The following is a 13,515-nucleotide window of genomic DNA, read 5'->3' as shown; positions in this document are numbered from 1 at the left end:
AGGGTCTCCGTGGACAGGTCAGGCGGCGTTCGCCAGCGTGGGCGAGGCGGGCTTTGCGGAAGGTGAGGACGAGGCGGCGAGCGGGGCAGGGCCGAACCAGTGCAGGCGGCCGGCCAGCGCGGCGACTTCGCCGACCACCAGCAGGGCGGGCGAGCGCACCGCGTGCAGGCGTGCGGTGCCGGGCAGGTCGGCGAGCGTGCCGGTGACGACGCGCTGCTCGGGCCGCGAGCCGTTCTCGACGATCGCGAACGGCGTGGCGGCGCTGCGGCCGGCCTGCAGCAGGCGCTGCTGGATCGTGTCCAGCCCGGCCACGCCCATGTAGAACGCCAGGGTCTGCCGGTCCTGGCCCAGCGCCTGCCAATCCAACGTGTCCAGCGAGTCCTTGCAGTGCGCGGTGACCAGGCGCAGCGATTGCGCGTGGTTGCGGTGGGTGAGCGGGATCCCGGCGTAGGCGCCGCAGGCCAGCGCGGCGGTGATGCCGGGCACGACCTCGAAGGCGATGTCGTGGTCGCGCAGGAATTCCAGTTCCTCGCCGCCGCGGCCGAACACGAACGGGTCGCCGCCCTTGAGCCGCACCACGCGCCGGCCGCGCTTGGCGTGTTCGAGCATCAGTGCGTGGATGTGTTCCTGGCGGGTGCTGTGGCCCTGCGCCGACTTGCCGACCTCGATGCGCTCGGCGCCGGGCCGGGCCAGGCGCAGTACCGCCTCGCTGACCAGCCGGTCGTGCAGGATCACGTCGGCCTCGCCGAGCGCGCGCAACGCATTGAGCGTAAGCAGCCCGGGATCGCCGGGGCCGGCGCCGACCAGCGTCACCGAACCGGGACGGGCGCGACGCGACGGGGCGGCGGCCGGGGTATTCGTGCTCCTTTCGACCAGCAGCCGGCGCGGCTCGGCGGCGGCGGCGACCGCGCCGGCGAGCCGGGCATCGGCATCGGCGAGGACCACCAGCCAGACCGGCTCGTCCAGCCATGCTTCGTCGAACTCGCCGGCCAGCCAGCGTACGCGACCGGCCTCGGCCCAGCGCCCCAGCGCCGGGGTGAGCGCCGGCGCGCCGACCAGCGGACGCGCGCCCGCCTGCAACAGCGCCTCGGTCCGGCGCTCGGCCACTGCGCCGCCGCCGACTACCAGCACCGGGCGATCACGCAGGTCGGCGAACAGGGGGAACGGGGCGGCGGTCACAGGGGCGAATGGCGGGAAGGGAAGGCCGTGACCGTAAACCCCGCTTATAGCCGTCGGAAATGACTTCATGAATGCAGTAAATAGCTTTCGGTTATAAGCTGCGCGAGCGAACTCCACTACAGTCTCTGGAGCGAATTCCCCACAAGAACCCGGCATATCCACGTACCGGGTCCTGGTGCGACTCCCTCACGAAGCACGGCACGTCCGCGTGCCGGTCTCTGGACTCCGAACCACGCCGATGACGCTGACCCAACTTCGCTACCTGGTGGCCATCGCCGATGCCGAGCTGAACATCACGCTCGCCGCCGCGCGCGTGCATGCCACCCAGCCCGGCCTGTCCAAGCAACTCAAGCAGCTCGAGGACGAGCTGGGCTTCCTGCTGTTCGTGCGCAAGGGGCGCAGCCTGGAGTCGGTGACCCCGGCCGGCGTGGAGGTGATCGAGCGTGCCCGCGCGGTGCTGGCCGAGGCCAACAACATCCGCACCTACGCCGCCAACCAGCGGCGCGAGGCGCAGGGCCAGCTGACCCTGACCACCACCCATACCCAGGCGCGCTTCGTGCTGCCGCCGGCGGTGGCGCAGATCAAGCACGCCTATCCGCAGGTCAGCGTGCACCTGCAGCAGGCGGCCGAGAGCGATGCGCTGGACCTGCTCAGCCAGGGCGACGCCGACATCGCGGTGGTCAGCACCGCCGGCGGCGAGCCGAGCGCCGGCGTCGCGGTACCGCTGTACCGTTGGCGGCGACTGGTGATCGTGCCGCGCGGGCACGCGCTGGACCGCAAGTCCGCGCCGGACATGCAGGCGCTGGCGGAGCAGCCGTTGATCAGCTACGAATCCTCGACGCGGCCGGGCTCGTCCCTGCAGCGCGCCTTCGCCCAGGTCGGGCTGGAGCCGCGGCTGGCGCTGACCGCGCTCGATGCCGACCTGATCAAGACCTACGTGCGCGCCGGGCTGGGGGTCGGCCTGGTCGCCGAGATGGCGATCACCGCCAACGACACCGACCTGCGCGCGTGGGCGGCACCGGCGCCGATCGCCGAGTGCATCGCGTGGGCGGTGCTGCCGCGCGATCGCGTGCTGCGCGACTACGCGCTGGAACTGGTGCACGTGCTGGCGCCGCAGATCGACAAGCGCGACCTGCGGCGGGTGCTCGACGGCAACCAGGAAGCGAACTGGCCGGAGCCGCCGAGCTGGGAATCGCTGACCCAGACGATCACCAGCTAGTCGCGGGTTCCGCGCGGCGGCGCCGGGATTCGTGCCCGGAACCGGGAGGGAATCCGATCCGCGCCGCGGAAGCGCCGATGCGCCAGGGGCCCAGCAAAGCCTTGTGGGAGGGACTTCGGTCCTGAGGGGCATTGCCGAGGTATTGCACTATGCGGGATGACCCCTTCGACGCAAGGGTCGTGAAGCACGCCCACGACCGCCGGGAACCTGCGACCGTTCGTCGCATCGGACGCACGGACCGGATGGCTATCATGCCGGGATGATCCGCTCCCGGCCGTTCCTCGCCGCCATGCACCGGCTCGCGTTCGTCGCGACGCTGCTGATGGTGTGCGCGCCGCTGGTGAGCCGATGGCTGCAAGCGGCGCCTCCCGATCCGCAGGCGCTGTGCACCACCGAGGGCTTGCGGGTGGCCGCGCTCGCGTCGCCCGCGATGGCCGGCGCGCATGCCGGCCACGCGATGGCAACGGCCGCCGGCGAGGCGCACGGCGGCGGGCATGCGCCGGACGACGGGTCCGGCCATGCCGGACATGGCTTTGCCTGCGATTACTGCGTACTCGCCGCGCGGTTGTTGCCGTGGCTCGCGGTGGCCCTGCTGGTGCTGCCGCTGCTGCGTGCGATGGCGCCCGGGTTGCGCTTCGCCGCGATCGCCCCTGCTTCGACGTACTGGCCGGCGGCGGTGCCGCGCGGTCCTCCGCTGCACGCCTGACGACACGCCTGCATTTTCCGCGCGGTGCCCGCAGGGCGCCGTGCGCATCCGCGTTCTTCCGGAGTGCATCGCAATGATTGCCCGTTTCCAAGCGCCAGCGCCGGTGGCGTTGTCCTGTTGCATCCTGCTTTCCCTGGGTTCGCCGCCGGCGCGTGCGGCCGACCCGGCCAAGACCCTCGATACGCTGGTGGTCACCCACAGCGCGCCGTCCACGCCGTTGACCTGGACCACCGACCCGAAGCTGCCGCGCCAGCCGGTGCCGGCCAGCGATGGCGCCGACTACCTGAAGACCGTCCCCGGCTTCGCGATCGTCCGCAACGGCGGCACCAACGGCGATCCGGTGCTGCGCGGCATGTTCGGCTCGCGGCTCAACGTGCTCAGCAACGACGGCAGTCTCGTCGGTGCCTGCCCGGCGCGCATGGACAACCCGTTGTCCTACATCGCGCCGGAAACCTACGACCGGCTGACCATCGTCAAGGGGCCGCAGACCGTGCGTTGGGGCCCGGGTGCCTCGGCGGGAACGGTGCGCTTCGAACGCGATGCGCCGCATTTCGAAACCGCCGCGCTGGAAGGCAACGCCAGTGCGCTGGCCGGCTCGCGCGACCGCAACGACCAGGCACTCGGGGCGACCGCCGGCGGCCCGCTCGGTTACGTGCGCCTGGACGGGAACCGTTCCGAGTCCGACGACTACACCGATGGACGCGGCGATGTGGTGCCGTCGCGCTGGCGCAAGTGGAACAGCGACGTCACCGTGGGATGGACGCCCGATGCCGATACGGTGCTGGAACTGTCGGCCGGCACCGGCGATGCGCTGGCACGCTATGCCGGGCGCGGCATGGACGGGGCCCGGTTCCGCCGGACCAGCTACGGCGCGCGCTTCGAGAAACGGCACTTGTCGGAAACCTGGCAATCGCTGTCGGCCAACGCCTACTACAACGAGGCCGACCACGTGATGGACAACTACACGCTGCGCAGGCCCAACCCGGATTCGTCGATGCCGATGGCGATGGCCGCGAACGTGGATCGCCGCACGACCGGAGGACGCGTCGCGTCCGAGTGGCGCTGGGGCGATGTCGAGCTGGTCGCCGGTATCGACGTCCAGGACAGCCGCCATCGCGACCGCAGCGCGATGGGGCGCGGCGCCTACCGGGCGATGCCCTGGCGCGTGGACGCGCGCCTGGCCAACCTGGGGGCGTTCTCGGAGATCACCTTCGGCGCCGGTACCGCCGCGCGCTGGGTGGCGGGTTTGCGCGTCGACCGCGCGGAGGCGAGGGACGAGCGCGCCACCATCGGCATGATGGCGATGCCCAATCCCACCGCCGGGCAGGCCCGCAAGGAGCACCTGGGCAGCGGCTTCCTGCGCCGCGAAGGAGATCTTGGCGGTGGCATCGGCTGGTATGCCGGGTTGGGCCACAGCGAACGCATGCCGGATTACTGGGAGCTGTTCTCCGCGGACCGCGGCCCGGACGGGGCGGCCAATGCCTTCGCCGGCGTGCGGCCGGAAAGGACCACCCAGCTCGATCTCGGCCTGCAGTATCGCGGCGAGCGCGTGGATGCCTGGGTCTCCGCCTATGCCGGCCGCATCGACGACTACATCCTGTTCGCCTACGCCGCGGGCGGGATGATGGGGACGAGCAGCGCCGCGCGTAACGTCGATGCGCGCATCGCCGGGGCCGAAGCGGGACTGGACTGGCGCCTGCGGGGCGGCTGGAAGCTTGGCGGGACGCTCGCCCATGCCTGGGGCGAGAACCGCAGCGACGGTTCCGCCTTGCCGCAGATGCCGCCGCTGGAGTCGCGCTTCAGCGCGGACTGGCAGGGCCGGCGCTGGTCGGCCGGCCTGTTGTTGCGTGCGGTGGCGCGCCAGGGCCGGGTGGCGGTGGGCGAAGGCAACGTGGTCGGGCAGGATCTCGGCGAGAGCGCCGGCTTCGCCACGCTTGCGCTCAATGCCGGCTACCGGATCAGCGACGCGATGCGCGTGACCGCCGGCGTGGACAACCTCCTCGACCGCGATTACAGCGAGCACCTGAACCTGGCCGGCAGCGCGGACTTCGGCTATCCGGCCGATCCGGTGCGCATCCACGAACCCGGGCGCAACGCCTGGCTGAAGCTCGACTACACCTTCTGATCCCGTCCGCGGCGCGCCGGCCTTGCGCCGCCGCGGACGGGAGGAGTCTTTCGCATGAACCGCCATGTCCATCCCGCTCCAATACCGTTGGCCGGTGCCGTGCTGTGCGTGCTCGCCTGCACCGCGCATGCCGCCCCGCAGGACGATTCCGTGCTCACCCTGGGCACGGTGCGCGCCGAGGCCCGCGCCGCGGGCGAGCGCAGCTTGCCGGTGGGGCGGGTGTTCTCCTCGGTCGACGTGCTCGGCGCCGACCTGGTGCAGGACCAGCGCGTCGACTACAGCTGGGAACTGTTCGCGCGCGCGCCTGGCGTGCAGGTGACCCAGTTCAAGATGGGGACCGACGCCGGCCGCATCTCCTTCCGCGGCTTCAACGGCGAGGGCCGCATCAATGCGGTCAAGCTACTGATCGACGGCGTGCCGTCCAACGACAACGCCGGCGGGATGCCGTACCTGGACGCGGTGTTCCCGCTCGACATCGCCGCGATCGAGATCGTGCGCGGCACCAACGATCCGCGCTACGGGCTCAACGCCATCGCCGGCGACGTCAACGTCGTCACCCGCAGCGGCGGCGACGAGGGCGCGCTGAGCGTCACCGCCGGCAGCTTCGGCACGCGCGACGTGCAGCTCGCCAAGGGCTTCGAGCAGGGGCCGTGGAGCCAGGACTATTTCGCCGGCTGGCGCGATTCGGACGGGTATCGCGAGCATGCGCGGGCGATCAAGCGCACCTTCGCCGGCAAGTGGTTCTATGCCGATCCCGAGGATCGCTGGCGTGCCGGGCTCAGTACCCGCTATTTCCACAACGATGCGCAGGAATCCGGCTACCTGGCCTATGCCGACGCGGTGGCACGCCCGCGCAGCTCGCCGGCGTATTCCGACCAGGATCGCAGCGAGCGCCAGACCGTGCAGACCGCGCTGCACCTGGATGGCCGCATCGGGGCCGACTGGAACTGGAACGCCAAGGCCTACGTCAACCGCTACACCAACGACCGGGTGGTGAAGTTCACCGCCGCCGGCGCGCGGCAGGAGCGCTACAACGACGAGACCCACCGCGGCCTGCTCGCCAACGCGACCTGGACGCCGCAGGTGGCATGGGCGCGCGAGTTCGCGCTGGAGGGCGGCGTGGACGCGCAGTGGCAGGACAACGTCGCGCGCCGCTTCGGCATCGTCGACGGCGCGCGCGGCACGGTGCTGCGCGACTGGGCCCACGCGCTGGACACGCGCGGCGCCTACGTGCAGGCGGTGATCCGCCCGGGCGAGCGGCTCAAGCTGGTGCCGGCCTATCGCATCGACCGCGTCCACGGCGATTTCGACGACGTCGCCAACGGCGCACGCTATCCGGTCTACGGCTACGGCACGATCCGGCAGCCGAAGTTCAGCGCCGCCTACCGCCTGGGTGAGACCTCCACCGCCTATGCCAACTGGGGCCGCAGCTTCCAGATCGGCACCGGCAACGGCGCCTACCGCACCGGGGCCAACGACCTGGCGCCATCGATCAACACCGGGTGGGAAGCCGGCCTGAAGTTCCGGCCGGGGCCCTGGGCGGACGCACGGCTGGCCTATTGGGAGCAGCGTGCATCGGGCGAGGTCGCCACGGTGCTCGGGGTGAACGGCAGCGTCGCGGTCGGCGACGTGGCCAACGTCGGCAAGACGCTGCGCAGGGGCTGGGATGCGCAGTTCAACCTGCAGCCGGGCGAGCGCTGGCGCGCGTGGCTGGCGTATTCGCGGCAGAAGGCCACGATCGTGGCGCCGGACCCGGGCGCGCCCGACACGCGCGGCAAGGAGATCGAGAACGTGCCCCGCTGGTTGGCGAACGCGGGCGTGGAATGGCAGGCCGGCGCCCGGCTCAAGCTCAGCGCCTGGGGCAACGGCCAGGGCGATTACTACGTCGAGCGCACCAATACGCTCGGCCGCTACGGTGGCTACGTGCTCGGCAACCTCGGCGCGACCTGGACGCCGGATGCGCGCAATGCGTTCTCGCTGCAGCTGAAGAACGTGACCGACCGCTTCTACGCCTACGCCTGGTACGACAGCGGGTCGTCCGGCTATTCCCCGGGCGATGGCCGTGCGTTCTACGTGAACTGGACGAGGCGCCTGTGAGCCGGTCGCGCGAAGGCGAGGCGGCGCCCTGGCGCTTCTACCGTGCGGTCTGGCGCTGGCATTTCTATGCCGGCCTGCTGGTGCTGCCGTTCCTGGCCTGGCTTGCGTTGACCGGCGCGGCGTTCCTGTACCAGAAGCCGATCGACCGGTTCTTCCACCACGATCTGAAAGTGGTGGCGCCGGCGGACGGGCCGCGGCAGCCTGCCCGGGCGCAGTTGGAAGCGGCGTTGCGCAGGCAGGCCGGGCAGGTCTTCCGCTACGTCGCGCCCGAGCGGGCGGATGCCAGCGCCGAGGTCGGCATCGTCGCGCCGGACGGGAGCCGGCAGGTGGTCTATGTCGATCCGTACCGGGCGCGCGTGCTCGGCACCTTGCCCGAGCACGGCACGGTGGCCTGGACGATCCGGCGCCTGCACAGCCTGGACCTGCTCGGCGTGCAGGCCAACGCGATGATCGAGGTCGCGGCGGGATGGGCGATCCTGCTGGTGCTGACCGGCTTCTACCTGTGGTGGGCCTCGGCGCGAGCCCCTCGCAAGCGCCCGCACGGCTCCGCGCGGGGATTCGGGTTCGCGCCGCGTGGGCGGCCGCGGCAGCGGCTGTTCTGGCGTGACCTGCACGCGACGCTGGGCGTGTCCGTCGGCGGCGTGTTGCTGTTCCTGGCGCTGACCGGGCTGCCGTGGTCGTGGCTGTGGGGCGCCAAGGTCAACGCGTGGCTCAACGGCCATGACTACGGCTATCCCGCCGGGCTGCGCGTGCAGGTGCCGATGTCCGACCAGCGCCTGGCCGACGCGACGGTACCGGCGTGGTCGTTGCGGCAGGCGCGGCTACCGCGTTCCGAACCGCATGCCGGGCACGAGCCGGCGGCACATGCGGCGCATGCCATGGCCGCCGGCGCGGGCGACTACGCGCCGCAGCCCGGCGCGATCGGCCTGGACGCGGCGCTCGCGCGCTTCGATGCGCTGGATGTCGCGCCGGGCTATGCGGTGTCGTTGCCGCGCGGCGCGGAAGGGGTCTATACCGCTTCGGTCTACCCGGCCGACCTGGCGCGCCAGCGCGTGGTCCATCTCGACCAGTACAGCGGCCGGGTGCTGCTGGACATGCGCTATGCCGACTACGGCGCGCTGGCGCGCGCGGCGGAGTGGGGCATCAACGTGCATCTCGGCCAGCAGTACGGGGTCGCCAACCAGCTCGTGCTGCTGGTGGCGTGCCTGGGCATCGTCGTGTTGTGCGCCAGCGCCGTGGCGATGTGGTGGAAGCGCCGGCCGGCAGGGCGGCTCGGCGTGCCGCCGGCACCGGTGGACCCGCGCACCTTGCGCGTGGTGACCGCGCTGCTGGCGATCGGCGGCGTGCTGTTCCCGCTGACCGGGCTGTCGATGCTGGTGGTGCTGGGATTGGACCGTTTGTGGCCGGGACGGCACCGCTGATCGTCGGCCGCTGAGCAGGCCGGAACAATCATTGTGGGAGCGACTTCAGTCGCGACGGGCTTTACCGGTAAGGCCCGCCGCGACTGAAGTCGCTCCCACAGTGCGTGGTGGGGCGCGTACTGGTGATGGGGGGCTGCTCCGATGACAGAGGTGCCGCTGCCGGCGGCGCTGGAAATGATTGTGGTTGGGCTGGCGTGCCTGCTCGCCGGCCATCGAGGGCCTGAATCATCGTGGGAGCGACTTCAGTCGCGACAGGGCTTTGTCGGTAGGGCCTCATCGCGACTGAAGTCGCTCCCACAGAAGCCGCTCCCATAGAAGCTGCTGCCACGGGAGTCATTGCCACAGGAGTCACCCCAGGCGCTTGTCCGCCGGGCCGCTCAGATGTCCTCGTGGATGCCGCACTCGCGCTTGAGGCCGAAGAAGCGGGTGTCCTCTTCGCGCATGCCCGGTTCCCAGCGGCGGGTGGTGTGGAAGTCGCCGATCGAGACGTAGCCCTGTTCCCACAGCGGGTGGTAGGGCAGGTCGTGCGCCTTCATGTACTGCCAGATGTCGCGGTCGGTCCAGTCGGCGATCGGGCTGATCTTCCAGCGCTCGCCGCGCTGCTGCACGATCGGGGTGTTGGCGCGGCTGGTGGCCTGCTGGCGGCGCAGGCCGGTGAACCAGGTGCCGACCTGCAGTTCGTCGAGGGCGCGGCGCATCGGCTCGACCTTGCGCAGGTTGTTGTACTGCTCGATGCCGACCACGCCCTGTTCCCACAGGCGGCCGTGGCGCGCCTCCATCCAGGCGCGGCTGACCAGCGGGCGGTAGACCTTGAGGTTGAGGCCGAGCCGTTCGGTCAGCGCGTCGGCGAAGCGGTAGGTCTCCGGGAACAGGTAGCCGGTATCGATCAGGATCACCGGGATGTCCGGCTTCTGCCGGGTCAGCATGTGCAGCGTCACCGCCGACTGCGCGCCGAAGCTGGAGGAGAGCGCGGCCTGCTTCGGTCCGTGCTCGAGCGCCCAGGCCACGCGTTCGACGGCATCGAGCTTCTCGAGCCGCGCGTTGACCGATTCCAGGTCGTAGGGGGCGTCGTGGTCGTTGGAGGCGGGACGGGCGGTCATGCGCGCAGTTCCAGTGAGATTTCGCGATGGGTGGGATAGGCGGGCAGGGCGATCTCGCCGCTGCGGTGCAGGAAATCGCCGAAACCCTCGTCGCCGCCGCGCTCGGCGGCGTAGCGGGCCAGCAGCGGGTCGAGCGCGGCCAGGATCTCGGGTTCGGTGATGTTTTCTCGGTACAGCGTGTTCAGGCGCTGGCCGCGGTGGTCGCCGCCGAGCATCAGGTTGTAGCGGCCGGGCGCCTTGCCGACCAGGGCGATCTCGGCCAGGTACGGGCGCGAGCAGCCGTTGGGGCAACCGGAGATGCGCAGCAGGATCGGCGCCTCCGCCAGTCCGTGTTTTTCCAGCAGGGGCTGCAACCTGGCATTGAAGTCGGGCAGGTAGCGCTCGGCCTCGGCCATGGCCAGCGCGCAGGTCGGCAGCGCGACGCAGGCCATCGAGGCGCGCGCCAGCGCGGTCGGGGCGCGGTTGTCCTGGTCCAGGGCATGGGCGCGGACCAGGGCGTCGATGCGTTCGCGCTCGCCGGCCGGCACCCCGGCGACGATCAGGTTCTGGTTGGCGGTCAGGCGGAACTCCCCGCGGTGTACCCGGGCGATCTCGCGCAGGCCGCTCAGGTGCGGCGTGCCGGGGCGGTCCGCGATGCGGCCGGTCGGCAGCGACAGGGTCAGGTGCCAGCGCCCGTCCTCGCCCTCGACCCAGCCGAAGCGGTCGCCGTTGTGGTCGAAGCGGAACGGCCGCGCCGGCTGCAGGGGGAAGCCGGCGCGTTCCTCCATCAGCGCGACCACGGCATCCAGGCCGAGGTCGTCGATGGTGTACTTGAAGCGCGCATGCTTGCGTTCGACGCGGTCGCCGTGGTCGCGCTGCACCGTCACCGCGGCCGCGGCGATCGCCAGTACCTGGTCGGGCGCGACGAAGCCGATCACGCTGCCCAGGCGCGGATAGGTCTTGGGGTCGCCATGGCTGGCGCCCATGCCGCCGCCGATGGTCACGTTGAAGCCGGCCAGGCCGCCGTCCGCATCGACGATGGCGATCAGGCCGAAGTCGTTGGCGAACACGTCCACGTCGTTGGTCGGCGGCACCGCCACGGCCATCTTGAACTTGCGCGGCAGGTAGGCCTTGCCGTAGACCGGGTCCTCTTCCTCGCCGCTGTCGGCCAGCTTCTCCTGGTCCAGCCAGATCTCGTAGTAGGCGCGGGTCCTGGGCAGGAACTCGGCCGACAGGCGCTGCGCCCACGCGTGCACCTCGGCATGCAGGCGCGACTGCAGCGGGTTGCTGGTCGACAGCACGTTGCGGTTGACGTCGCCGCAGGCGGAGATGGTGTCCAGCGCGGCGGCGTTGATCGCCTGCATGGTCGCCTTCAGTTCGCGCTTGATCACGCCATGGAACTGGAAGGTCTGGCGGGTGGTGACGCGCAGCGAGTGGTTGGCCCAGGTGGTGGCGATGGCGTCCAGCTTCAGCCACTGCTCGGGGCTGAACACCCCGCCCGGGGCGCGGATGCGGATCATGAACTGGTGTGCGGGCTCCAGCTTCTGCCGGCGGCGCTCGTCGCGGATGTCGCGGTCGTCCTGCTGGTAGGTGCCGTGGAACTTGACCAGGCGCTGGTCCTCGAACGACAGCGAGCCGGTGACCGGGTCGGCCAGGCCTTCCAGCAGCGTGCCCCGCAGGCCGCGGCTGTTGATCTTGATGTCTTCGACGGAAGGATGGCTCATGGGGCTTGCATTCCGATGTGGAGGGCGGCGACCGGTCGCGCGGGTTCTCGTTCCTGCGGATCCGGACCGCCGTGCCGGCTTCTTTCAGTAGACGTCGCGGCCGTAGCGGCCCTCCGCCTGCAGGGCGGCGAGGTACTCGGCCGCGGCTTCGGCGTTGCCGCCGTTGTGCGCGGCCACCACGTCCAGCAACGCGGCGTGCACGTCCTTGCCCATGGCGATGGAGCCGCAGACGTAGAAGTGCGCGCCGCCCTGCAGCCAGGCGTACAGTTCGGCGCCGCGCTCGCGCAGGCGGTCCTGGACGTAGACCTTGCGCGGCTGGTCGCGCGAGAACGCCAGGTCCAGGCGGTGCAGCTCGCCGCGGTGCAGCGCTTCCTGCCACTCGGTCTGGTAGAGGAAGCCGGTATTGAAGTGCTGGGCGCCGAAGAACAGCCAGTTGCGGCCGCGGGCGCCGGTCTCGGCGCGCTCCTGCACGAAACCGCGGAACGGCGCGACGCCGGAACCGGGGCCGACCATCACGATGTCGCGCTCGCCGTCGGCGGGGACGCGGAAGCGCTCGTTGGCCTCGACGTAGACCGGCACGCTGTCGCCCTCGGCCAGCGCGGCCAGGAAGCCGCTGGCGCTGCCGACGTGGGGGTGGCCGTGCGCCTCGTAGCGCAGCTCGTCGACGGTGAGGTGGACTTCCTCGCCGACCCGCTTGCGGCTGGAGGCGATCGAATACAGGCGCGGGGCGAGCGGGCGCAGCGCCTCGAGCAGGCCCTGTGGGTCCCAATCCGCCGGCCAGCGGCGCAGCACGTCGACCACCTGGTGGTCGGCCAGCAGCGCTGCCAGGCCGGCGGTCTGGGTCGGGTCGAGCAGGCGCTTCAGCTCCTCGGCGCCGCTGCGCTCGGCATGCGCGGCCAGGAACGGCCGCGACAGCTTGGTCAGCTCGCGGCGCGCGGCCAGCCATTCGGCCAGGCGCTGGGTTTCCTTGCCGAGCGCGACCTCGGTACCGGCATCCAGGCGTGCGGCCTGCAGCACGGCCTCGACCAGCACCGGCGGATTGCGGTGCACCACGCCCAGGGCGTCGCCGGGTTCGTAGGCCAGGCCGCTGCCGGCGATCGACAGCTCGAGGTGGCGTACGTGCTTGGATGCAGGACCGTAGACGCGGAACGCCGGCCCCTTGAACTCGCGGCCGCTGATCGGCTGGTTGGCCAGCACCTCGGCGGCGAACGGGTGGGTGGGCGACCAGGCGTGCGCCGCCGGCGCGGCATGGCGCAGCGGGGTGACGTTGCCGGCCGGCGCGGTGTCGAGGAATTCGCGGGCCCGGGCCAGCGCCTGCTGGCGCCACGGCGCGGCCACGGTGTCGATGTCCAGGTCGGCCTCGCCCAGCGGCTGCAGGCGGGTGGCGCCGAGCTCGGCCAGGCGCGCGTCGATGCGGCGGCCGATGCCGCAGAAGTCGGCATAGCTGGAATCGCCCAGCGCGAGCACCGCGTACTTCAGGTCGGGGAGCTTGGGCACGCGCCGGCCGGCCAGGAACTCGACGAAGCCGATCGCGTCGTCCGGCGGGTCGCCCTCGCCCTGGGTGCTGATCACCACGTACAGCAGGCGTTCGCCGGCCAGCTCGCGGGTGGGGTAGGCATCGGCGCGGACCAGCCGGACCGACAGCCCCGAGGCCTCCGCCTCGGCGACCAACTGCTCGGCGGCACGGCGCGCGTTGCCGGTCTGGCTGCCGTACACGACGGTGAGGCGCTGGCCGGCTGTGGCCGCCACCGCACCGCCGCCGCCCGGCACCAGCGCCAGCGAAGGCGGCGCGGCATGGCCCTGGGCGAGCCCGGCGGTATAGCCGGACAGCCACCACAGCGACGGACCGTCCAGGCCCTCGACCAGCTTCGCCAGCAGGGCCCTGCGGTCCTCGGGCAGGGGACTGGGAAGCGATGGGGCGGTGGCGGCGGTCATTCCCGTTCCGGATACAAAAGGAGGACGTCC

General features: G+C 71.4%; 9 protein-coding genes. 5 read left to right on the top strand and 4 right to left on the bottom strand.

Annotated features, from left to right (window positions below; genetic code table 11):
* Positions 1-18: 18 nt before the first annotated feature.
* Complete coding sequence (gene cobA / locus FD678_RS03795; RefSeq protein WP_177497545.1) at positions 19-1,179, bottom strand: uroporphyrinogen-III C-methyltransferase; 1,161 nt, start codon at positions 1,177-1,179, stop codon at positions 19-21.
* A gap of 238 nt (positions 1,180-1,417) precedes the next feature.
* Between cobA and FD678_RS03790 the strand changes: the two genes are divergently transcribed.
* From FD678_RS03790 to FD678_RS03770, 5 genes are all read left to right on the top strand, one after another.
* Complete coding sequence (locus FD678_RS03790) at positions 1,418-2,398, top strand: LysR family transcriptional regulator (RefSeq protein WP_140719408.1); 981 nt, start codon at positions 1,418-1,420, stop codon at positions 2,396-2,398.
* A 259-nt stretch (positions 2,399-2,657) separates the two neighbouring features.
* The gene (locus tag FD678_RS03785; RefSeq protein ID WP_140719406.1) at positions 2,658-3,104 is read left to right on the top strand and encodes a DUF2946 family protein; all 447 of its coding nucleotides are present in this window, start codon (positions 2,658-2,660) and stop codon (positions 3,102-3,104) included.
* 73 nt (positions 3,105-3,177) lie between these two features.
* Positions 3,178-5,229, top strand: coding sequence for a TonB-dependent copper receptor (locus tag FD678_RS03780; RefSeq protein ID WP_140719404.1), 2,052 nt, complete (start codon positions 3,178-3,180; stop codon positions 5,227-5,229).
* A 54-nt stretch (positions 5,230-5,283) separates the two neighbouring features.
* Positions 5,284-7,326: a TonB-dependent receptor gene (locus FD678_RS20365; RefSeq protein ID WP_140719401.1), complete on the top strand. Its 2,043-nt coding sequence runs from the start codon at positions 5,284-5,286 to the stop codon at positions 7,324-7,326.
* Complete coding sequence (locus tag FD678_RS03770) at positions 7,323-8,747, top strand: PepSY-associated TM helix domain-containing protein (protein ID WP_218569476.1); 1,425 nt, start codon at positions 7,323-7,325, stop codon at positions 8,745-8,747. Before FD678_RS20365 ends, FD678_RS03770 begins: the two co-directional genes overlap by 4 nt.
* Before the next feature lie 377 nt (positions 8,748-9,124).
* Here FD678_RS03770 and FD678_RS03765 read toward each other — a convergent pair whose 3' ends face one another.
* From FD678_RS03765 to FD678_RS03755, 3 genes are all read right to left on the bottom strand, one after another.
* A complete protein-coding gene (locus tag FD678_RS03765) occupies positions 9,125-9,847 on the bottom strand; it encodes a phosphoadenylyl-sulfate reductase (RefSeq protein ID WP_140719399.1) in 723 nt (240 codons plus the stop codon).
* Positions 9,844-11,550 carry an assimilatory sulfite reductase (NADPH) hemoprotein subunit gene (gene cysI / locus FD678_RS03760; protein WP_140719397.1) on the bottom strand — a complete coding sequence of 569 codons (1,707 nt, stop codon included), beginning with the start codon at positions 11,548-11,550 and terminating at the stop codon, positions 9,844-9,846. The genes FD678_RS03765 and cysI overlap by 4 nt, the downstream gene beginning before the upstream one ends.
* Positions 11,551-11,634: 84 nt before the next feature.
* Positions 11,635-13,485, bottom strand: a complete 1,851-nt coding sequence (locus FD678_RS03755; RefSeq protein ID WP_140719395.1) for an assimilatory sulfite reductase (NADPH) flavoprotein subunit — start codon at positions 13,483-13,485, stop codon at positions 11,635-11,637.
* Positions 13,486-13,515: the final 30 nt, after the last annotated feature.

It is taken from the genome of Pseudomonas sp. Hp2 (assembly GCF_006386585.1).
Taxonomy (GTDB): domain Bacteria; phylum Pseudomonadota; class Gammaproteobacteria; order Xanthomonadales; family Xanthomonadaceae; genus Pseudomonas_S; species Pseudomonas_S boreopolis.
This window is presented reverse-complemented; position numbering and strand designations above follow the sequence as displayed.